The sequence below is a fragment of the Streptomyces sp. NPDC017936 genome (assembly GCF_044328485.1).
GTDB lineage: Bacteria > Actinomycetota > Actinomycetes > Streptomycetales > Streptomycetaceae > Streptomyces.
Window position 1 is genome coordinate 458,667 of the sequence record NZ_JBIRHK010000005.1, and the last position, 19,765, is coordinate 478,431.

General features: G+C 73.0%; 19 protein-coding genes and 1 tRNA gene. 9 read left to right on the forward strand and 11 right to left on the reverse strand.

Annotated features, from left to right (window positions below; all coding sequences use genetic code 11):
• The first annotated feature begins 360 nt into the window (after positions 1–360).
• A complete protein-coding gene (locus tag ACH4F6_RS13755; RefSeq protein WP_397960303.1) occupies positions 361–1,665 on the forward strand; it encodes a class I SAM-dependent methyltransferase in 1,305 nt (434 codons plus the stop codon).
• A gap of 53 nt (positions 1,666–1,718) precedes the next feature.
• Here ACH4F6_RS13755 and ACH4F6_RS13760 read toward each other — a convergent pair whose 3' ends face one another.
• Both ACH4F6_RS13760 and ACH4F6_RS13765 read right to left on the reverse strand, forming a co-directional pair.
• The gene (locus ACH4F6_RS13760) at positions 1,719–4,250 is read right to left on the reverse strand and encodes an ABC transporter permease (protein WP_397960304.1); all 2,532 of its coding nucleotides are present in this window, start codon (positions 4,248–4,250) and stop codon (positions 1,719–1,721) included.
• A gap of 63 nt (positions 4,251–4,313) precedes the next feature.
• Positions 4,314–5,114 (reverse strand): ABC transporter ATP-binding protein, encoded by an 801-nt coding sequence (locus ACH4F6_RS13765; protein WP_397960305.1) that lies wholly within the window; start codon positions 5,112–5,114, stop codon positions 4,314–4,316.
• Positions 5,115–5,518: 404 nt separating this feature from the next.
• Here ACH4F6_RS13765 and ACH4F6_RS13770 point away from each other — a divergent pair.
• The 3 genes from ACH4F6_RS13770 to ACH4F6_RS13780 all read left to right on the forward strand — a co-directional run bounded on the left by ACH4F6_RS13770 (position 5,519) and on the right by ACH4F6_RS13780 (position 8,098).
• Positions 5,519–5,601, forward strand: a tRNA-Leu gene (locus ACH4F6_RS13770).
• A gap of 206 nt (positions 5,602–5,807) precedes the next feature.
• Positions 5,808–6,983 carry a 4-hydroxybenzoate 3-monooxygenase gene (locus ACH4F6_RS13775; RefSeq protein WP_397960306.1) on the forward strand — a complete coding sequence of 392 codons (1,176 nt, stop codon included), beginning with the start codon at positions 5,808–5,810 and terminating at the stop codon, positions 6,981–6,983.
• A 215-nt stretch (positions 6,984–7,198) separates the two neighbouring features.
• A complete protein-coding gene (locus ACH4F6_RS13780; RefSeq protein WP_397960307.1) occupies positions 7,199–8,098 on the forward strand; it encodes a Bax inhibitor-1/YccA family protein in 900 nt (299 codons plus the stop codon).
• Between the two features lie 106 nt (positions 8,099–8,204).
• On the opposite strand, the gene ACH4F6_RS13785 is transcribed toward ACH4F6_RS13780, so the two are convergent.
• Entirely contained in the window at positions 8,205–8,432 is a 228-nt protein-coding gene (locus ACH4F6_RS13785; RefSeq protein WP_397960308.1) for a DUF4287 domain-containing protein, read from the reverse strand.
• Between the two features lie 103 nt (positions 8,433–8,535).
• On the opposite strand from ACH4F6_RS13785, the gene ACH4F6_RS13790 reads away from it, so the two are divergent.
• Positions 8,536–8,847 carry a hypothetical protein gene (locus ACH4F6_RS13790; RefSeq protein WP_397960309.1) on the forward strand — a complete coding sequence of 104 codons (312 nt, stop codon included), beginning with the start codon at positions 8,536–8,538 and terminating at the stop codon, positions 8,845–8,847.
• 3 nt (positions 8,848–8,850) lie between these two features.
• On the opposite strand, the gene ACH4F6_RS13795 is transcribed toward ACH4F6_RS13790, so the two are convergent.
• The 3 genes from ACH4F6_RS13795 to ACH4F6_RS13805 all read right to left on the reverse strand — a co-directional run bounded on the left by ACH4F6_RS13795 (position 8,851) and on the right by ACH4F6_RS13805 (position 12,376).
• A complete protein-coding gene (locus ACH4F6_RS13795; protein WP_397960310.1) occupies positions 8,851–9,630 on the reverse strand; it encodes a hypothetical protein in 780 nt (259 codons plus the stop codon).
• A gap of 294 nt (positions 9,631–9,924) precedes the next feature.
• Complete coding sequence (locus tag ACH4F6_RS13800; RefSeq protein ID WP_397960311.1) at positions 9,925–11,145, reverse strand: acetyl-CoA C-acetyltransferase; 1,221 nt, start codon at positions 11,143–11,145, stop codon at positions 9,925–9,927.
• A 181-nt stretch (positions 11,146–11,326) separates the two neighbouring features.
• Positions 11,327–12,376: an SGNH/GDSL hydrolase family protein gene (locus ACH4F6_RS13805; RefSeq protein ID WP_397960312.1), complete on the reverse strand. Its 1,050-nt coding sequence runs from the start codon at positions 12,374–12,376 to the stop codon at positions 11,327–11,329.
• A gap of 148 nt (positions 12,377–12,524) precedes the next feature.
• Here ACH4F6_RS13805 and ACH4F6_RS13810 point away from each other — a divergent pair, with 148 nt between their 5' ends.
• Both ACH4F6_RS13810 and ACH4F6_RS13815 read left to right on the forward strand, forming a co-directional pair.
• On the forward strand, positions 12,525–13,913 hold the full coding sequence (locus tag ACH4F6_RS13810; RefSeq protein WP_397960313.1) for a cystathionine beta-synthase: 1,389 nt from the start codon (positions 12,525–12,527) through the stop codon (positions 13,911–13,913).
• Positions 13,914–14,378: 465 nt separating this feature from the next.
• A complete protein-coding gene (locus ACH4F6_RS13815) occupies positions 14,379–14,789 on the forward strand; it encodes a DUF6924 domain-containing protein (protein WP_397960314.1) in 411 nt (136 codons plus the stop codon).
• A gap of 21 nt (positions 14,790–14,810) precedes the next feature.
• Here the strand turns inward: ACH4F6_RS13815 and ACH4F6_RS13820 are convergent, their stop codons facing one another.
• Positions 14,811–15,236, reverse strand: a complete 426-nt coding sequence (locus tag ACH4F6_RS13820) for a hypothetical protein (RefSeq protein WP_397960351.1) — start codon at positions 15,234–15,236, stop codon at positions 14,811–14,813.
• 202 nt (positions 15,237–15,438) lie between these two features.
• Here ACH4F6_RS13820 and ACH4F6_RS13825 point away from each other — a divergent pair, with 202 nt between their 5' ends.
• Positions 15,439–16,320, forward strand: a complete 882-nt coding sequence (locus ACH4F6_RS13825; RefSeq protein WP_397960315.1) for a MurR/RpiR family transcriptional regulator — start codon at positions 15,439–15,441, stop codon at positions 16,318–16,320.
• Between the two features lie 105 nt (positions 16,321–16,425).
• Positions 16,426–17,019, forward strand: coding sequence for a hypothetical protein (locus ACH4F6_RS13830; RefSeq protein WP_397960316.1), 594 nt, complete (start codon positions 16,426–16,428; stop codon positions 17,017–17,019).
• Between the two features lie 29 nt (positions 17,020–17,048).
• Here ACH4F6_RS13830 and ACH4F6_RS13835 read toward each other — a convergent pair whose 3' ends face one another.
• The 4 genes from ACH4F6_RS13835 to ACH4F6_RS13850 are packed head-to-tail and all read right to left on the reverse strand — an operon-like array spanning position 17,049 to position 19,230.
• A complete protein-coding gene (locus ACH4F6_RS13835) occupies positions 17,049–17,423 on the reverse strand; it encodes a hypothetical protein (RefSeq protein WP_397960317.1) in 375 nt (124 codons plus the stop codon).
• Between the two features lie 13 nt (positions 17,424–17,436).
• Positions 17,437–17,967, reverse strand: a complete 531-nt coding sequence (locus tag ACH4F6_RS13840; RefSeq protein WP_397960318.1) for a roadblock/LC7 domain-containing protein — start codon at positions 17,965–17,967, stop codon at positions 17,437–17,439.
• Positions 17,968–18,001: 34 nt separating this feature from the next.
• Entirely contained in the window at positions 18,002–18,832 is an 831-nt protein-coding gene (locus tag ACH4F6_RS13845) for a transcriptional regulator (RefSeq protein WP_397960319.1), read from the reverse strand.
• Positions 18,829–19,230, reverse strand: coding sequence for a hypothetical protein (locus ACH4F6_RS13850; protein WP_397960320.1), 402 nt, complete (start codon positions 19,228–19,230; stop codon positions 18,829–18,831). The genes ACH4F6_RS13845 and ACH4F6_RS13850 overlap by 4 nt, the downstream gene beginning before the upstream one ends.
• Positions 19,231–19,765: the final 535 nt, after the last annotated feature.

The following is a 19,765-nucleotide window of genomic DNA, read 5'->3' on the forward strand; positions in this document are numbered from 1 at the left end:
GCGAGCCCGTCGCGCGTCGGGCGTACTGCTGCCTGCTGCCACGGTCGGGGGTGGCTGTGACGAGCTGAGCGACGGGCTCCAGCCGCACCGCCACGACCCGCTCCCGCCGTCTTGCGGGTGCGGGTGCGGGTGCGGATGCGTGGTGGTTGCTCCGTGTCGGCCGGTCCGCTTCTGCCGTCCCGCGGGTGCGGGTGCGGGTGGTTGCGCCGTGTCGGCCGGTCCGCTTGTGCCGTCTTGCGGGTGCGGGTGCGTCGGGGGGGTTTGCGGGGTCTTGACGTGCGTGGGGGACTGCGGCGGGGGGTCGCAGGTGTTTACGTGGGGTCAGGACATTCCTGGATCACCCTCATGGAGGTGTGCACCATGGCTGACGCCGCGCCGCGGCTCCATGCCCTCGTCGAACAGCTGTCAGGAGCCCCGTTCCTGCTACGCGTCCGTGCCTGGGACGGTTCGCAGGCGGGACCGCCCGACGCCCCGACCCTGGTCGTGCGCAACCGCAGGGCCCTGCGCCGCCTCCTGTTCAAGCCGGGCGAACTGGGCCTGGCCCGCGCCTGGGTGGCCGGGGACCTGGACGTCGAGGGCGACCTCTACACCGCGCTCGGCCTCCTCGCCGGCGTCGTCTGGGAGCGCGACGAGGACGCCCGCACCCTCGCCGAGGCGCTGCGCGATCCCCAGTTCCGCGCGGCGGTCCGCGGGTTGCTGAAGATCGCCGGCCCCCCGTTCCCCCCGGCGCCGCCCCGCGAGGAGGTCCGCCGTACCGGGCATCTGCACACCCGCCGTACCGACAGACGGGCCATCAGCCACCACTACGACGTCGGCAACGACTTCTACGAGATCGTCCTCGGCCCGTCGATGGTGTACTCCTGCGCCTACTGGGAGTCCCCCGGCAGCACCCTCGAGCAGGCCCAGCACGACAAGCTGGAACTGGTCTGCCGCAAACTCGGTCTGATGCCGGGTCAGCGTCTGCTGGACGTCGGCTGCGGCTGGGGCTCGATGGCGATCCACGCGGCCCGCGAGCACGGCGTGGACGTCGTCGGCATCACCCTGTCCCAGGAGCAGGCGGCGTACGCCCGCAAGCGCGTCGCGGACGCGGGCCTCACCGACCGGGTGGAGATCCGCGTCCAGGACTACCGCGACGTCACCGACGGCCCCTACGACGCGATCTCGTCCATCGGCATGGCGGAGCACGTCGGCGCCGAACGCTACCTGGAGTACGCGAGCACGCTGCACGCCCTCCTCGCGCCGGGCGGCCGCCTCCTCAACCACCAGATCGCCCGCCGCCCCCAGCGCGACGAGTCGACTTACCACGTCGACGCGTTCATCGACGCCTACGTCTTCCCCGACGGCGAACTCACCACCGTGGGCACCACCGTCACCCAGCTCGAACGCGCCGGCTTCGAGGTCCGCGACGTGGAGTCGATCCGCGAGCACTACGCCCTCACGCTGCGCCAGTGGGTCTCCCGCCTGGAGGCCGGCTGGCGCAGGGCCGTCCAGCTCGCCGGCCCCGGCCGCGCCCGCGTCTGGCGCCTGTACATGGCGGCCTCCGCCCTCGCCTTCGAACGCAACCGCATCGGCGTCAACCAGGTCCTGGCCGTCCGCACCCCGGGCGACGGCGCCTCCGGGATGCCCCTGCGGGCCCGTACCTGGAACCGGCCCGAGGACACGTGACACACGGGAAGGGGCCCCGCCGCACGCGCGACGGGGCCCCACCGGCACTCCCCCTACTCCGCCTTGATCGCCGCCAGCACGTTCAGCCGGGCCGCCCGCCGCGCCGGCCACAGCGCCGCCAGCACGCCCACCGCGGCGGCCAGCGCCAGGAACACGGCCATCCGTCCCCACGGCAGGACCAGCTCGTAGGTCGCCATCCTGGTGCCGATCAGCTCACCGGCCGCCCAGCCGAAGAACACGCCGAGCCCGATGCCGAGCACCCCGCCGAACAGGGAGATGACGAGGGACTCCAGACGGACCATCCGCTTGACCGAGCGGCGGTCCAGGCCGACGGCCCGCAGCATGCCGATCTCCTGGGACCGCTCGAACACCGACATCGCCAGCGTGTTGACGACCCCGAGCACCGCGACGATCACGGCCATCGCGAGCAGCCCGTAGAGCATGTTCAGCATCAGCGTGAACATCTGCGCGATCTCCTCGGAGATGTCCTGCTTGCTCTGGACCATGATGGCGGGGTTGGAGCCCAGGGCCCTCTCCAGCCGGTCCTTCGTCGCGTCGGACGCGCCGCCGGACGTCTTGACCATGACCTGCATGTCGGCCGGCTCGTCCTGGTGCGGGGCGAGGGCGGTGTTGTCCAGGATGATGCCCCGGACCATCTCGTTGCCCTCGTAGACCCCGGCGACCGTCAGCCGCTGCTTCTCCCCGTCCTCGTACGCCACGGTGAAGACCGAGCCGGCCTTCCAGCCGTGCCTGCCGGCGGTGTCCCCGTCGACGACGACCCGGGTGCCGTCCACCGTGAACGCGCCGTCGTCGACCGGCAGGTCGGTCAGCTCGCCGATGGCGGAGCCGGTCACACCGGTGAGGTACTCGGTCTCCCCGTCGATGCGCGCGGGCGCGTTGCGCAGCGGGCTGGTGGCGGTCACCCCCTCGGTCGCGGCGAGCTTCTTCTCGACGTCCGGCGAGAGGGTGGCCGCCTGGTTGGCCATGACCACGACGTAGTCGGCGCGGATCGCCGCCGACGCCATCTTGTCGATGGACCTCTGGAGGCTGCCCGCCATCACCGTCATGCCGGTGATCAGGGTCAGCCCGATCATCAGCGCGGAGGCGGTGGCGGCGGTACGGCGCGGGTTGCGCACCGCGTTCTGCCGGGCCAGCTTGCCGGAGATGCCGAAGCCGCGCAGCACGGGCGCGGCGGCCGCGATCAGCGGGCGGGACAGCAGCGGCGTCAGGACGAACACGCCGATGACGAGGAGCACCGCGCCGAGGCCCATGGGCGCCTGGCCGTCGGAGCCGTTCATCGTGGTCGCGGCGAGGACCACGGCGACGCCCGCCGCCGAGAACAGCGCGCCGATCGTGTTGCGCAGCACCAGCGACCTGGTGGTCGCCTTGGCGTGCACGCTGCTCATCGCGGCCACCGGCGGGATCTTCGCGGCCCGGCGGCCGGGCAGCCAGGCCGCCAGCATGGTGATGACGACGCCGACGGCGAGCGCGGCGGCGACGGTGCCGGGGGAGACCACCAGCGGCCCGTCGGGCACGGTCGCGCCGAGCGTGTCCATCAGCGACCGCAGCCCGGCGTCGACGCCGATGCCCGCGACCAGGCCGGTCACGCCGGCCGTCGCGCCGACCACGAACGCCTCGATCAGCACCGACCGCGTGACCTGGCGGCGCGAGGCGCCGACCGCCCGCAGCAGCGCGAGCTCCTTGGTGCGCTGGGCGACCAGCATGGTGAAGGTGTTGGCGATGATGAAGGTGCCGACGAAGAGGGCGATGCCGGCGAAGACCAGCAGACCCTGCTTCAGCCCGCTCATCTGCGAGGAGATCAGCTCCGCCTGGTCGTCGGCGAGTTCCTCGCCGGTGGTGGTCTCGACGAGCTTCGCCGGCAGCGCCTTGTCCAGCGCGGCCTTCAGCGCGGTCTGCGAGGTGCCGGCGGCGGCCTCGACGTCGATCTCGTCGTAGGTGCCGGGCTTGCCGAAGAGCCGCTGCGCGGTGGCCGTGTCGAACAGGGTGAGGCTGCCGCCGGCGGCGACGTTGCCGTCGTCGGTGGTGAAGATGCCGGTGACCTTCGGGCTGAGCACGGGACCGTCGACCGAGAGCCGTACCGTGTCACCGACCTCGTAGCCGGCCCGGCGGGCGGTCCCGGAGTCGAGGGCGACCTCGTTCGCACCGTGCGGGGCGGACCCCTCCTTCAGCGGGTACCGGGGGTCCTCGTCCCCCCAGTAGTTGCCGCCCCGTGACTGGAAGCCGCCGCCGACGAGCTTGCCGTCCTTGTCGGCGACGGCGGTGAAGCCGCCGACGACGCCGACGGCGGACGCGGCGCCGGGCACCCCGGCGCTGCGCTCCAGCAGGGCCCGGGTCAGCTCGGGAGTCCTGCCGACGCGGTCGCCGACGTCCTCCTGGGCCTCGGCGGTGACGGCGACGTCGACCTGGTCGAAGCCCTTGGCGGAGCTCCTCTGGTAGGCGTCGGAGAGGGTGTTGGTGAAGACCAGGGTCCCCGACACGAAGGCCACGCCGAGCATCACGGCGAGCACGGTCATCAGGAGCCGGGCCTTGTGCGCGAGGACGTTGCGCAAGGCGGTGCGGAACATGGGGGTGTCTACTCCGAGGGTTCTTGACCGGATGTCAGCCGGGCGCCGGCTGCCGGGCGGACGTCAGCTGGTGCGGCCCTGGGCGCCGGACTCGGGGGTCCGGGTGTTTCCGCCCGGAAGGTGCCGCATGCGGTCGAGGACGGACTCCGCCGTCGGCCCGTACACCTCGTCGACGATCCGGCCGTCCGCGAGGAACACCACCCGGTCCGCGTAGGCGGCGGCCACCGGGTCGTGGGTCACCATCACCACCGTCTGCTTCAGCTCCCGCACGGAGTTGCGCAGGAAGCCCAGCACCTCGGCGCCCGAACGGGAGTCGAGGTTGCCGGTCGGTTCGTCACCGAAGACGATGTCCGGCCGGGAGGCCAGGGCGCGGGCGACGGCGACCCGCTGCTGCTGGCCGCCGGAGAGCTGCGCGGGCCGGTGGCCGAGCCGGCCGGCGAGCCCGACCATCTGGATGACCGTGTCCAGCCACTGCTGGTCCACCTTGCGGCCGGCGATGTCCATCGGGAGGGTGATGTTCTCCAGCGCGGTCAGCGTGGGCAGCAGGTTGAACGCCTGGAAGATGAACCCGATCTTGTCCCGGCGCAGCTTGGTCAGCTGCTTGTCCTTCAGGGAGCCGAGCTCGGTGTCGCCGACGCGCACGGAGCCGGAGGAGAAGGTGTCCAGGCCGGCCACGCAGTGCATCAGCGTGGACTTGCCGGAGCCGGACGGCCCCATGATGGCGGTGAACTCGGCCTGCCGGAAGTCGACGGAGACCCGGTCCAGGGCGACCACCCGGGTCTCGCCCTGGCCGTAGGTCTTCGACAGGTCCGTGGCGCGGGCGGCCACGGCGGTGGCCCGGTCGGCGAGAGGGGTGGTGGGCACGGGAGCGACTCCTGTCGGGGCGACGTCGTTGACGGAGGGACGTGCACCATCGTTCCGGCCGCCCGTCGTCGTGGAGTCAGCCGCTGTTCCGGTTCCGGAGGCAGACTCCGGTCGGACCCCGGAACGCCGTGTCATACCAGGGGATGACGCCCGCCCCCCGGGGAGGCCGCCTCGCCGCGAAGGTCAAGAACCGGTGGAGCACCCTCGTTCGGGCGGTGAAATTCCGTCATTCCGCATGCGCGGGCGCCCGTCGCACGCCAGCCTGTTGGCAAGTGCGGATGGCGCGTTCCGTCGTCTGATGCTCCCTCAGACGCCAATAAAATAAGACAACATCGGGTCACTCGTCGGCTGTTCGGGGGGCACGTCCCGATAGGCTCGGGATCTCGATGCGGAGCCCATGGCCTGCCCGGATGGTGGAATGCAGACACGGCGAGCTTAAACCTCGCTGCCCCTCGCGGGCGTACCGGTTCAAGTCCGGTTCCGGGCACCTCCCGCGCCTCCTTTTTTCCTCGCACCCTCCTGTGAGGGCCCGACCGCCGGGGTGCGGAACCGTTGACACCCGATGAAAGCGGGCGCAGACTCACGTCGAACAATGGTGAAAAAAACTTCACCATGCGAACACTGGTGAAGTCCACTCCACGCCTGTCCACACGGATCCCGTGGCAATGACGCCCGTATGAAGGGAAACGCCCGATGCGCACCACCGTCGGCATCATCGGCGCCGGCCCCGCCGGCCTCCTGCTCGCCCGCCTGCTGCACAACGCCGGCATCGACTCCGTCGTCCTGGAGGGCCGCGACCGGGCCTACGTCGAACAGCGGCAGCGCGCCGGGATCCTGGAGCAGGGCACGGTGGACGTGCTGCGCGCGGCCGGCGCCGGGGAGCGCATGGACCGCGAGGGACTGCGCCACGACGGCATCGAGCTGCGCTACGACAGGAAGCGCCACCGCGTCGACTTCCCCGCCCTCACCGGCGGCCGGTCCGTGACGGTCTACGCCCAGACGGAGGTCTGCAAGGACCTCATCGCCCTCCAGCTGAAGGAGGGCGGCCCGCTGCTCTTCGAGGCGGAGGCCCTCGCCGTCGAGGAGGCCGGCACCGACCACCCCCGCGTCCGGTTCCGGCACGAGGGCCGGGAGGACGTCCTGGAGTGCGACTACGTCGTCGGCTGCGACGGCTTCTGGGGCGTGGCCCGCAAGGCGATCCCGGCCGAACTGACCCGGGTCTTCGAGCGGACGTACCCCTTCGGCTGGCTCGGCATCCTCGCCGACGTGCCGCCCTCGCACGACGAGCTGGTCTACGCCCGCCACGACCGCGGCTTCGCCCTGCTGTCCATGCGCTCCCCGTCCGTCTCCCGCCTCTACCTGCAGGTGCCCGAGGGCACCGACGCCGAGGCCTGGAGCGACGAGGAGATCTGGGCCGAGCTGGAGCGCCGCTTCGAGACGGCCGACGACTGGCGGCTGGAGCGCGGCCCGATCACCCAGAAGTCCGTCACCCCCATGCGCTCCTACGTCCACGAGCCCATGCGGCACGGCCGCCTCTTCCTGGCCGGCGACGCGGCCCACATCGTGCCGCCGACCGGAGCGAAGGGCCTGAACCTCGCCGTCGGCGACGTCGTCACCTTCGCGCGGGCCCTGACGCACGAGAAGGAGACCGGCTCGGCGGAGCTGCTCGACGCCTACTCCGAGACCTGCCTGCGCCGCGTGTGGCAGGCCGAGCGGTTCAGCTACGACATGACGACCCTGCTGCACCGCGCCCCGGACGCCACCCCCTTCGAGGACCGCCTCCAGATCGCCCGCCTGGAGCGCGTCGCCTCCTCCCGGGCCGCGGAGACCGACCTGGCCGAGGCCTACACGGGCTTCCCGTTCGCGTGACCCGGGGGCCGGACCGGGCACGTGATCTCCGGCCGGTCCCGGGCAGGTACCGGAACGGTCATGAATGAGGTCCTCCGGTACCGGGAATCAGAGATCCACGTAGCGTGTTGCGCAGCACGACGAGGGAAAGATCCTCCCCGAGCAGTAGGGTCAATCCTTTGCCTACCCATTACCCTTGAGGCCAAGGCCGCGCAGGGTGGCCATGGAGGAGTGAAATGGAGAGCAGAAACCCGGTCTTCTCGCGACGGGGGTTCAGCCGCGACAACGGCTACGCGGGCTTCAACGCGCAGGCCGGGGGACCCGCTGTCGGCACGCAGGCCAACCCGTACGCGCAGGGCGACCCGTACGCCCAGCAGGCGGGCAACCCGTACGCGCAGAACCCTTACGCCCAGCAGGGCGTGGGCGTCCCGCCGCAGGCCCCGGCCACCCCGGGCGCCATGACGATGGACGACGTCGTCGCGCGCACCGCGACCACGCTCGGCACCGTGGTGGTCACCGCGGTCCTGTCCTGGCTGCTGCTGCCGGTCGACGAGGGCAACCTCAACAAGTCGTACGGCATCGCCGTCGGCGCCGGTCTGGTCGCGATGGTGCTGGCGCTCGTCCAGTCCTTCAAGCGCCGCCCGTCGCCCGCGCTGATCATGTCGTACGCCGCCCTCGAGGGCGTCTTCCTCGGCGTGATCTCCAGCGCGGTGTCCACGTACATCGCGGACGGGGTGGTCGCCCAGGCCGTCCTCGGCACCATGGCGGTCTTCGCCGGTGTGCTCGTCGCGTACAAGGCGGGCTGGATCCGCGTCAACCGCCGCTTCTACGGCTTCGTGATGGCGGCCGCGCTCGGCTTCGTCCTGCTGATGGCCGTGAACCTGCTGTTCACCGTCTTCGGCGGCGGCGACGGCCTCGGCTTCCGCAGCGGCGCCCTCGGCATCGTGTTCGGCGTCATCGGCATCATCCTCGGCGCCTGCTTCCTCGCCCTGGACTTCAAGCAGGTCGAGGACGGCATCGCCTACGGCGCGCCGCGCGAGGAGGCCTGGCTCGCCGCCTTCGGCCTCACGCTGACGCTGGTGTGGATCTACATGGAGTTCCTGCGGCTCCTGTCCATCCTCAACAGCAGCGACTGATCCGTCCCGCCGGCAGCGGCCGGCCGGACGTCCCGAAGGGCCCCGGGTTCCCCCCGGGGCCCTTCGGCGTGTCCGTGCCCGGTGACCGGGCGGGCGCGCGGGCGCGCTACAGCAGCTTGCGCGCGGCCCGCCTCAGGTCGTACTCGTGGATGATCGCCTTGGCGTGGCCGTACGCGAGGTCGTACTCGTGGCGCAGCCAGCTGACCTTCTCCTCGAAGCGGAGAGCGGGGCCTTCCTCGACGGTGCGCAGCCAGTCGGCGACTTCACGACCGGTGCAGTGGGGGATGCGAGCCAGCAGGTTGCGATGGGTCTCCTGGGAGAAGACTTGGGACATCGGCGCCTCCGAACGCAATGGGCTGTAAGCCGGTCCTTCAGGTCACGGTGCCTGAGCGTTCGCCCGTTGGCAACAGTCCCGGTGCGGCGCGTACGCTCACCGCGTGGTTGATACGACGCCCCTGTCCCGCGCGGTGGATCACTTTGCCGACCGTCTGAGGGCCGCGCCCCAGAGCCGGCTGCAGCGAGGGGCCGCCGCCGAGGCCCTGGACCTGGCCCGGGAGCTGGCCCGGTGGGCACAGCGCATCGAGGAGCCCGGGACGGAGCCCCGGGAGATGCCCGACGCCGGCATGTTCGCCGTCGCCGACCAGATCACCGTCGCCGGGCACGACCTCGCGGTGGTGCTGACCGGTGAGGACGAGGTCGCCGAGGCGGTCGTCCTGGTGGAGGAGTCGCGCAAGCGGGCGGGTGTGTGAGCCCTACAGGCTCGCGATGACCCGGTCGGCCAGGACGTAGACGTTGTCCTCGCCGCAGGCGAACGTCAGCGTGTACGCGCCGGAGACGCCCGAGCCGCCCAGCAGGTACGGGGCCTCGCCGGCCGTCAGGGCCGCGGCCAGGCGCTCGGCCGTCTCGCGGTGCCCCGGGGTCATGCACAGGGTGGTGCCGTCGGCGAAGACGTAGACGTCGAGGGTGCCGAGCGGACCCGGGCGGACGTCGGTCAGTCCGGTGCGGGAGGCGGCGAGCTCCTCGAGGGCGGCCACCGTGCGCTCGTGGTCGCCCGCGACCGGTGACTGCACCGGGACGAAGTCCGGGTGGGAGGGGTGACGGCGGCGGGCCGCGGCCAGTTCCGGCGACTCCCCGGCGAACTCGTCGGCGTCGGCGGTCGGCTCGGTCACCGGCTCCAGGCCCGCGAAGTCGCTCTGGCGGGGCAGGAACAGCTCGCTGTCCGGCAGGCCCAGCAGCGAGGGGGCGTCGGGGACGTCACGGGACTCCTGGGCGGCCCAGAAGGCGCGCGCCTCGGCCAGCTCCCGCTCCCGCTCCTCGGCGAGCGCCTCGGCCACCGCGGCGCGTATGTCGTCGGCGCCGGCCGTGCGGGCCGCCGGCACGAGGCCCGACGTCCCGAAGGCGGGGTGCTCGACGAGCTCGGCGCGCAGGGCCGCGACCTGACGCCGCAGCTGCAGGAGCGTGCGCAGGACGGCGACCCCCACGGCGCCGGTGGCGGCCGTGGTGACCAGCAAGGCGATCGGCATGGCGCTCACTGACGTACTCCCGGTTCAAAGTCGACCCCCCGACTTCCTACATCAGCTTGAAGGGCGGACTATCCCCCTGTCAGTGCGTAACGTCACGAAACGGACAGGGCTCCGGGTTCGGGTCCTGGGGCGGTACGGCTCTGAGCTGCGTGATCCTCGCGCCGAGGGAGATAGGTCACATCCTGGGGGAGATTGGATCACGGAACGGCCCGGGGTCCGGGGGATCCCCGGACCCCGGGCCGTCGGCTCACGGTGGGTGCCCCGGCGGCTACCGAGAGGTCCGCGCGGTGGCCGCCGCCCGGCTCAGCTCAGGCGCTCGATCACCATCGCCATGCCCTGGCCGCCGCCGACGCACATCGTCTCCAGACCGAACTGCTTGTCGTGGAACTGCAGGGAGTTGATGAGCGTGCCGGTGATCCGGGCGCCGGTCATGCCGAAGGGGTGGCCGACGGCGATGGCGCCGCCGTTGACGTTCAGCTTGTCGAGGTCGATGCCGAGGTCGCGGTAGGAGGGGATCACCTGGGCGGCGAACGCCTCGTTGATCTCGACCAGGTCGATGTCGTCGATGGTGAGGCCGGCGCGGCGCAGGGCCTGCTGGGACGCCTCGACCGGGCCGAGGCCCATGATCTCGGGGGAGAGGCCGGAGACGCCGGTCGACACGATGCGGGCGAGCGGGGTGAGGCCGAGCTCGCGGGCCTTGGTGTCGGACATGATCACGACGGCGGCGGCGCCGTCGTTCAGCGGGCAGCAGTTGCCGGCGGTGACCAGGCCGTCGGGGCGGAAGACCGGCTTCAGGCCCGCCACGCCCTCCAGGGTGACGCCGGCGCGCGGGCCGTCGTCCTTGGAGACGACCGTGCCGTCGGGGAGGGTCACCGGGGTGATCTCGCGCTCCCAGAAGCCGTTCTTGAGGGCTTCCTCGGCGAGGTTCTGGGAGCGGACGCCGAACTCGTCCATGTCCTGCCGGGTGACGCCCTTCCAGCGGGCGAGGTTCTCGGCGGTCTGGCCCATCGCGATGTAGGCGTCCGGCACGAGGCCGTCCTCGCGCGGGTCGTGCCAGGTGGTGCCCTCCTGCTCGGCGACGGCCGCGGTGCGGGCCTCGGCCTCGGCGAAGAAGGGGTTGTGCGTGTCGGGCAGGCTGTCGGAGTTGCCCTTGGTGAAGCGGGAGACCATCTCGACGCCCGCCGAGATGAAGACGTCGCCCTCGCCGGCCTTGATGGCGTGCAGGGCCATGCGGCTGGTCTGGAGCGACGAGGAACAGTAGCGGGTGACCGTGCAGCCGGGCAGGTGGTCCATGCCCATCTGCACGGCGACGATCCGGCCGAGGTTGTTGCCCTGCTCGCCGCCGGGCAGGCCGCAGCCGAGCATCAGGTCGTCGATGTCCCTGGGGTCCAGCTCGGGGACCTTGGCGAGGGCGGCCTGGATGATCGTGGCGGTCAGGTCGTCCGGGCGCAGGTCCTTCAGGGAACCCTTGAAGGCGCGGCCGATGGGGGAGCGGGCGGTCGAGACGATGACGGCTTCGGGCATCACGGCTCCAGACGGGAGGGCGGCGCGCGGCGCCACGTCGAGGGTGGCTGCCGGGCGGCCGACGGGCTTGGTGGACGGGGGACTTCGCTGCACGGCTGTCTGGGAAGTTACCCGTACGTATGGGCGCGGTCACTGCCGCCGCGGTGTGACTCTGGCCGCACTTTCTAAGCGCTTGCTTGGCTCAGCTTCCGTGTGCCCTGGTCGGACCGGTGGGTGACGCGGGCGCCGGCTCCGGCTCGGGCACCCGGCGCCGCCTGCGCCTCTTCAGCAGCGCCCACGGACCCCGCGGCCCCGTCGGCATCGCCGCCGCGACCTCCGTACCGGCCTCGGACGCGGCCTCCACCGCCGCCCGGGCCACCGGCAGGAAGCCCTCGCGGCGGGAGACGTCCGGGCGCTCCTCCTCCGCCGGCCACAGGCCCAGGGCCGCGCAGACCGTCGGCAGCACCGCCATCGCCGCCGTGGCGTAGCCCTCGGCCGAGGGGTGGTAGTGGTCGGGGCCGAACAGCTCGCGCGGGTTCGCCTCGAACTCCGGGCCCAGCAGGTCGCCCAGCGACACCGTGCGGCCGCCCTGCTCGACGACGCCGATCGTCTGGGCGGCCGCCAGCTGGCGGGAGGCACGTCTGGCCAGCCAGCGCAGGGGCTGGCCGACCGGTTCGATCGTGCCCAGGTCCGGGCAGGTGCCGACGACCACCTCCGCGCCGGCCGTGCGCAGCCGCCGTACCGCCGCCGAGAGGTGGCGCACCGAGCGGGTGGGGGGCATGCGGTGGGTGACGTCGTTCGCGCCGATCATGATCACGCAGACGTCGGGCACCCGGTCGACGTCGCCGAGGACCAGCGCGACCTGCCGGTCGAGGTCGTCGGACCGGGCGCCGGGCAGTGCCACGTTCCGCAGCTTCACCGGACGCTCCGCCACCGCCGCCAGACCGGAGGCGAGCAGCGCGCCCGGGGTCTGCCCCACCCGGTGGACGCCCTGGCCGGCCGCGGTGGAGTCGCCGAGCAGGGTCAGCCGCAGGGCCTCCTCGCCGGGGACGGTGTACGTCCGGCCGTAGAGGCCGTCCGCCTGCGGCACGCGGGGAGAGGCGCCGATGCCGTTGACGTGGCGCCGTGCCAGGTGCGCCTCCGCCAGCAGCACGCCGACGACCGCCGCGCCGGCCAGTCCGATCCCGCCACCGCCGTAGGCCGCGCCGGCCGCGATGCGCCGGGCCACTCTTGCCCTGGACATGCTCGTCATGCCTCGACGCCACCTCCTCGTGTCCGTACACCCACTCCTTGCCCCGTACGGACCGTCGGCCAATCTCGACGGTGAGTGAAGGGTCCGGGCGCCCCGTAGGCTGGCTGGACCACCACGACCACTGTTTTGCAAGCAACCGGAGACAACGGTGCGATTCCACGACTCGATGATCAGCCTCGTCGGCAACACCCCGCTGGTGAAGCTCAACAACGTGACCCAGGGCATCCAGGCCACCGTCCTGGCCAAGGTCGAGTACTTCAACCCGGGCGGCTCCGTGAAGGACCGCATCGCCCTGCGCATGATCGAGGCGGCGGAACAGAGCGGGGAGCTGAAGCCCGGGGGCACCATCGTGGAGCCGACCAGCGGCAACACCGGTGTGGGGCTCGCCATCGTGGCCCAGCAGAAGGGCTACAAGTGCATCTTCGTGTGCCCCGACAAGGTGAGCACCGACAAGATCAACGTGCTGCGGGCCTACGGCGCCGAGGTCGTGGTGTGCCCGACCGCGGTCGACCCCGAGCACCCGGACTCCTACTACAACGTCTCCGACCGGCTGGTGCGCGAGACGCCGGGCGCCTGGAAGCCGGACCAGTACTCCAACCCGAACAACCCGCTCTCCCACTACCACTCCACCGGCCCGGAGCTGTGGGAGCAGACGGAGGGGAAGATCACCCACTTCGTGGCCGGCGTCGGCACCGGCGGCACGATCTCCGGCACCGGCCGCTACCTGAAGGACGCCAGCGACGGCAGGGTGCGGGTGATCGGCGCCGACCCCGAGGGCTCGGTCTACTCGGGCGGCTCCGGACGGCCGTACCTCGTCGAGGGCGTCGGTGAGGACTTCTGGCCGACCGCCTACGACCGGACCGTCGCCGACGAGATCGTGCCGGTGTCCGACAAGGACTCCTTCCAGATGACCCGCCGGCTCGCCAAGGAGGAGGGCCTCCTCGTGGGCGGCTCCTGCGGGATGGCCGTCGTCGCCGCGCTGCGGGTCGCCGAGCGGCTCGGCCCGGACGACGTCGTGGTCGTCCTGCTGCCCGACAGCGGCCGCGGCTACCTCAGCAAGATCTTCAACGACGAGTGGATGGCCGACTACGGCTTCCTCGAGGACGAGGGCCCCAGCGCCCGCGTCGCCGACGTCCTCGACGACAAGGCGGCCGGCTCCATGCCGTCCCTCGTCCACATGCACCCGGAGGAGACCGTCGGCCAGGCCATCGAGGTGCTGCGCGAGTACGGCGTCTCGCAGATGCCGGTCGTGAAGCCGGGCGCCGGCCACCCGGACGTCATGGCCGCGGAGGTCGTCGGCTCGGTCGTCGAACGCGAGCTGCTCGACGCCCTGTTCAGCAAGAGGGCCTCCCTGGAGGACCCGCTGGAGAAGCACATGTCCGCCCCGCTGCCGCAGGTCGGCTCCGGCGAGCCCGTCGGCGACCTGATGTCCGTGCTGGGCGGCGCCGACGCGGCGATCGTCCTCGTCGAGGGCAAGCCCACCGGCGTCGTCAGCCGCCAGGACCTGCTGGCCTTCCTGGCCAAGGGCGGGAAGTGACCTTTCGGGTCCCGGGGCCGGACTCCCGGCGAACCCGCGGTGAACGGGGCTCTTCCGCGGCGGACTTCCGTTTCTCCACCGAAACGGTGGACTTCGCGGAAGTGGTACGCGCGCGTCACGTTCACGCAGCACACGCTTAACACGGGTCCGGCACATTAGGGGGTGTCGGCAGGGCGGGAGCGGCTCCCCGCCCCGGCCGGCACCCAAACGGCGTCACGGACCTCCGGAGCGGCTCCCGGACCTCCACAGGCGCCACGGACGCGCAAGCCCGGCCCTGACCCGGCCCGCGTCCCTCGCGGGGACCGCCGTCGTCCCGCCCCCCGGTGACGGGGGTGCGGCGGTCCCCGCGCAACCTCTCCTCGCGTCCGGACCGGCGCCGTTCTCGCGCGGGTGGTCGCTCGCCGTCGTGGCGGCCCGACGGGCGGTCGCGGCCGTCGGGCCGCCACGACCGCCTAACATCACCGCATGCCTCTGCCCCGACCCGCCGACCTGACCTCGCTCGTGCTGCGGACCGACTTCACGGACGACGCGGCCTGGGACGCGCTGTGCGCCGCGTTCGACGCGGACCACGCCACCTTCGTCAGCGACCCCCGGTACGCCGACGCGACGATCCCGGCGCTGATGGCCGAGGACGCCGCCGCCGACGAGGACGAACAGCTCACCTGCCTGTTCCTCGCCGACGCCACCGCCCTGGCCGGCCCGGCGCACCGCCTGCTGGCCCTCGACCTGTACGACGAGCCCGGGCGGACGTTCCGGGTGCCCGTCGAGTGGTTCCCGGACGTCTCCGCCAACCTGGCCATCGCCAACATGGACTTCGAGGACTTCGCCGACTGCGCCGACGCCACCGGCACCTTCCGGGGCTTCGGGGACGGCTGATCCCTCCCCGCCGCCGGCCGGTCAGCCGTCCCAGTCGCCGTCCCGGGAGGACCTGCGGCGCAGGCCGCCGAAGAGGCCCGGGGTGGTGCGGGCGGCCTGGACGACGTTGACGCCGACGATGCCCGCCCAGGAGACGAGCAGGCCGGGCAGGTCCGCGGCGCCGACGCCGATCGCCGACAGGGGCACCGCGAGCACCAGCGAGACGATCCCGAATCCGAAGCGCTCGCCCCAGGAGTCCGTCGCGCCCGGACGCCCGCTGCGGGCCGCCGCCATCTGCTGCTCCGTGAACTGCCGGCGCACCCGGCGCTCGACCGCGTGGTCGATGCGCTGGTCGACCTTCTCCAGGAAGGAGTCCACCAGCGCGGACTCGTACTCCTCGCCCAGTTCCCTGCGCGCGTGCAGGGTGGCGTCGAGTTCCTTCTTCAGTTCGGTGTCCCGCGCGTCCATGGAGGTCTCCCGTCCCGTCATGCCGTCCACGGTAGGGAGCGCCCACGGCGGTGGCACTGGGGTTAGCCCCCGTGTCGCCGGGGGGACGACCGGCGGGGACGGCTTGCCTCGCTGTATAGCGTCATGCAGAGTTCTTGCTGACTGAATAGACGGCTCGGGCGGGTGCGGGCCCGGCCGGGTGCGGGCGGAGGGGGAGCGGGACATGAGCGCGGACAGGGACACGGGCGGCGGTGGGACGGGCAGCGGCGGGACGGACAGCCCCGCGGCACGGCTCCAGGCGCTCTTCGAGGGGCACCGGCTGACGCCGACCCAGCGGCGCATCGCGCACAGCATGGTGCGGCGCGCCGCCGACGTGCCGTTCCTCTCCAGCGTCGAGCTGGCCGAGCTGGCCGGCGTCAGCCAGCCCTCGGTCACCCGGTTCGCCGTCGCCCTCGGCTTCGACGGCTACCCGGCCCTGCGCCGGCACCTGCGCGAGGTCGCGCCGGCCGAGCAGACGGCGGACGCGGCCTCGTACAACGAGTACCAGCAGGCCGTCGAGGCCGAGATCGAGAACCTCAGGCACCTGGCGGAACTGCTCGCCGACCCGCGGCCCGTGCGGCGGGCGGGACGGCTGCTGGCGGCCTCCCGGCCGCTGCCCGTGCTGGGCCTGCGGGCCGCCGCCGCCCAGGCCTACGGCTTCGCGTACTTCGCCGCCAAGGTGCACCCGGACGTCCGGCTGTTGCACGAGGGCGGCTCGATGCTGCACGACCGGGTCGACGCCGCCGCGCGCGCCGGAGCCTCCGCCCTGCTGTGCTTCGCGCTGCCCCGCCACCCGCGTGAGGTCCTCGACGCCCTCGCCTGCGCCAAGGAGGCCGGGCTGACGGTGGTGACGGTCGCCGACTCCGCGTTCGCGCCGGTCGCCAGGGTGTCCGACCTGCTGCTGCCGGCCGCCGTCGGCACCGGGCTCGCCTTCGACACCGCCTGCGCGCCGATGCTGCTCGGGCGGGTGCTGCTGGAGGCGATGTGCGACGACCTGCCGGACGCCCAGGCACGGTTGGAGGCGTTCGACGCGAGGGCGGCGGCGCGGGGGCTGTTCGTGGAGTGACGGCCGCCGTCCGTGCCCGCGGTTCTCAGACTGGTCTCACGTTCGCTCGCTACTGTGCCTGACCGGAGATTTCGGTGTGTTGCCGAGGCGACGAGGAGGCGGAACGTGGCACGCGGGGATCGCAGGGCTCAAGGTCTGGCTCGGGTGGCCGTCGTCGTACGGGCCGGGGCGGCGCCGCTGTGGTGGGCGGGGGTGTTCGCGGCCGGCGTCGGCGTCCTGGTACCGGGCCTGACGGGGCGACGGATCGGGGTGATGGCGGGCGCCGCGCTGTTCCTGGTGGCGGCGGCGGCCGTGGCGCTGCCGCGCCGCAAGCGGTACGGCGCCCTCGCCCGTGCCGCCGTCCGGGCGGGCAGGCACGACGTGCTGCAGGACCGGGGCGTGACCGTGCGCGCCTGGCGGCGCGGGCACCGCTGGTGGCTGCTGCTGGCCTTCGCCGCCGCGCTGGGCAGCGCGTTCGCCGTGCCCGCCGCGGGCGGCATGCTGCTCGCCGGGTGCGGTACGGGACTGCGGCTGAAGGCGGCCTGGCTGGGGCGGCTCGAGCGGGCCGGGGACACGCTGCTGTGGGTGCGGGTCGACTGGCTCGCCGGGAACGGCGGCCGTCCGGCCGGCAAGGCGGTCAAGGCCTACCGCAGCACGGGTATCGCGGCGGGCGACGCGGCCCCCGGCGGGGCGCGCCGCCGCACCGCGGCACTCGTGTAGGCCGGGCCGCCGGACCTCGGTCCGGCGGCTCAGACCTCCAGTTCCTCCTCGATCTTCCGCAGCTGGTGGCGGGCCATCGCCAGGTTGGCCCGCTTGGCGTCCAGCACGAGGTAGAGGAACAGCCCGTTGCCGCCGCGGCCGCTGATCAGACGGATCAGGTGGTACTGGTCGGACAGCGTGATGAGGATGTCCTCGATCTGCGCCTTGAGCCCCAGGTGCTCCATGGTGCGCATCTTGGCGCGGACCACGTCGGTGTTGCCCGCGGCGGCGACGTTGAGGTCGAAGGTCTTGCTCCCGCCCATCGTGCCCAGCGCCATGCCGCTGGTGTAGTCGACGAGCGCGACGCCGTTGGCGCCCTCGATGGAGGCGAGGGCTTCCTTGAGCGCGGTTTCGGTGTTGGCCATGACTGGGTTCCTCTCAACTTTCGGTTCTGGTGCGTGCGTTGGTGGTCGTCGCGCGGGTGGTGCGCGCGCCCGTGGTCCGTGCGGCGGCGGTGTCCGCGGCCTCGGCCGGGGCCTCCGCCGGGGCCTTCACCGGGGCCTTCGGGGAGGGCCTGGCCGCGTCGGCCGAGGGTGCCGCCACGGCGTCGACGAGCTCGCCGATACGGGCGCCCGCCCGGCGCCCCTCCAGGTGCAGCCGGCCGACGTTGACGCGGTCCTGCGCGAGCACCGTCAGCACGGCGCCCTCCCCGGCCGCGTACGTCGCGACGTAGCCGTACAGCCCGCGGACGAGCAGCTCGCGGACGTCGCCCCGGCCGGTCGCGTCCGTCATCCGCACGGCGACGGCCAGGGCGGTGGAGGTCAGCGCGGCCACGCCCTCCGGCTCCACACCGGGGGTGTCGTGGGCGAGGAGGAGCCCGTCCACGCCCGCGGCGAGCGCCCCGGTCAGCTGGGGCACCCGGGCCCGCAGCCGCCGCAGCTCGGCGCGTATCTCCGGCTCGGCGGCCATCAGCGCCCTCCTCTCGGCACGCGGTCGCTGCCGTTCAAAGGGCCTCCAGCGCATCCCTGAGCCTCTTCAGCAAGGTGATGTCGGGGTCGTGCACCCGGGGCAGCGCGCCGGCCAGGCCGGGCGGCGGCTGCGGGACGGGGGGCGGGAACTGCGCGGTCACCACACCGGCCGCCGCCAGCCGGCGGACCTCCACCAGCGTGGCGAAGGCCTGCCGGCCCAGCGCCCGGGCGATGTCCGACGCGGTGCGCACCCCGTCCACCAGGGCCAGTACCGCGCCCTGCCGGGCGGTGAGGCCCGGCGCCGCCACCGGCTCGCTGCGCAGCAGCGGCGCGGTGTCCGGCAGCGGGTCGGGCCACAGGCGGTGCAGCAGTGCGCGGCGGCGCAGCGTCTCGCGCTCCAGGGCGTCGACCGCGACCGGCCGCAGGGCCCCGAACCAGTGCCCGGTGCCGTACCGGAACCGGCCCGGCGTGCTGCTCGGGGCGAGGGCGAAGTACGCGGCGTCGTACAGCGCCCCCAGGTGGCACACCTCCAGCGCGCCCCGCCCGATCCGCCCGGAGTCGATCAGCGCACGGGCCGCGCCGTGCTCCTCGTCGGCCCGCTCCACCGCCTCCCGCCAGACGGCGGCGTCCAGCGTGCCGCGCGCCGACAGCAGGACGTCGAGGCCGGGGGCGAAGGGGCTCTCGGCGTGCACCACCCGGCCCTCGACGAGGTGGAGCGCGCCGCGCTCGCGCTCCAGGACTCCGGTGGCCCGGTCGGCGGCGAGCCGCGTCAGCATCGGCGACACCGCGCCGGCCGCGCGTTCCCGGGCCGCCGCTCTGTCGCGCACCGGCAGCCGGGGCGGCGGGGTCGTCCCCACGACGGTCACCCCAGCACCAGCCGTCCGGCCATCTCGCCCAGCCGGATCCGGGCCAGGGCGAGATTGCCGTCCGACCGGGCCAGCCACACGTGCAGGAACACGCTGCTGTCGAAGGACGTCGGCACGAACCGCAGGACGTGGTAGCTGTCCCGGTTGCTGATGATCAGGTCCTCGACCGGCGGGTCGGCGGGGGCGTGGGCACCGCCGCCGTCGTCGGGCGTGAACGCCCGCTGTTCGGCCGTGAGCCGTGCGACCTCCGCGGCCTCGGCGGCCGCGGCCTCGTGGTCGCCGCCCGGGAACTCCCCGACCGCGCCCAGGGCCAGCCCGCTGGTCCAGTCGACCAGTGCGGCTCCCCGGGCTCCGGGCAGCCGCATGGCCTCCAGTAGGCACTCGTCGATTCCGGGCACCGTTGGCTCCCCTCCCGCCTGCGGTTCGGCTGAGTGAGGAAGAAGCTACGCAACGTAGGCACGAGGAATGAGCGTTCTGGCATTTTCCGGCGGAACATGCGTGGAGGTGACTAAGGTGGGTCAACTGTCTCGGTTTCCGCTCCTTGTTCAACACCCTGCCCGCGGGCGCGCGTCAAGGGGGTGGGGGCGGGTGAGGGGTGGTGGGGGCGCCGACGCGCGCCCCTGCGTGCCCCGGAGGCGCTCCGGCCCGCGCTCCGCCGGCGCCCGTGCGCGCGGTCCGGTCCGCGCTCCGGCGACCCCGGCCGCGCTCCGGCGGCACTTCGGTCGCGCCCCGCCGCCCGCCTCCGTGCGTGCCTCCGCGCCCGCCTCCGTGCGTGCCTCCGCGCCCGCCCCGCGTGTCCCTCCGCGTGCACCTCGTGCGTGCCTCCTTCCGGCGGCGGATCCCCCTCCTCGGGCGCCCGTCCCGTCGACGCGCCCGCATCCCCGTATTGACTAGCTCTATTCATGAAGTCAGGATGTGAATAACGGCGACAAC

Coding starts and splice junctions, on each gene's coding strand:
- ACH4F6_RS13755 (WP_397960303.1), top strand. CDS start 361: ATGGCTGACGCCGCGCCGCGGCTCCATGCCCTCGTCGAACAGCTGTCA.
- ACH4F6_RS13760 (WP_397960304.1), bottom strand. CDS start 4,250: ATGTTCCGCACCGCCTTGCGCAACGTCCTCGCGCACAAGGCCCGGCTC.
- ACH4F6_RS13775 (WP_397960306.1), top strand. CDS start 5,808: ATGCGCACCACCGTCGGCATCATCGGCGCCGGCCCCGCCGGCCTCCTG.
- ACH4F6_RS13780 (WP_397960307.1), top strand. CDS start 7,199: ATGGAGAGCAGAAACCCGGTCTTCTCGCGACGGGGGTTCAGCCGCGAC.
- ACH4F6_RS13785 (WP_397960308.1), bottom strand. CDS start 8,432: ATGTCCCAAGTCTTCTCCCAGGAGACCCATCGCAACCTGCTGGCTCGC.
- ACH4F6_RS13800 (WP_397960311.1), bottom strand. CDS start 11,145: ATGCCCGAAGCCGTCATCGTCTCGACCGCCCGCTCCCCCATCGGCCGC.
- ACH4F6_RS13805 (WP_397960312.1), bottom strand. CDS start 12,376: ATGACGAGCATGTCCAGGGCAAGAGTGGCCCGGCGCATCGCGGCCGGC.
- ACH4F6_RS13815 (WP_397960314.1), top strand. CDS start 14,379: ATGCCTCTGCCCCGACCCGCCGACCTGACCTCGCTCGTGCTGCGGACC.
- ACH4F6_RS13820 (WP_397960351.1), bottom strand. CDS start 15,236: ATGGACGCGCGGGACACCGAACTGAAGAAGGAACTCGACGCCACCCTG.
- ACH4F6_RS13825 (WP_397960315.1), top strand. CDS start 15,439: ATGAGCGCGGACAGGGACACGGGCGGCGGTGGGACGGGCAGCGGCGGG.
- ACH4F6_RS13835 (WP_397960317.1), bottom strand. CDS start 17,423: ATGGCCAACACCGAAACCGCGCTCAAGGAAGCCCTCGCCTCCATCGAG.
- ACH4F6_RS13840 (WP_397960318.1), bottom strand. CDS start 17,967: ATGGCCGCCGAGCCGGAGATACGCGCCGAGCTGCGGCGGCTGCGGGCC.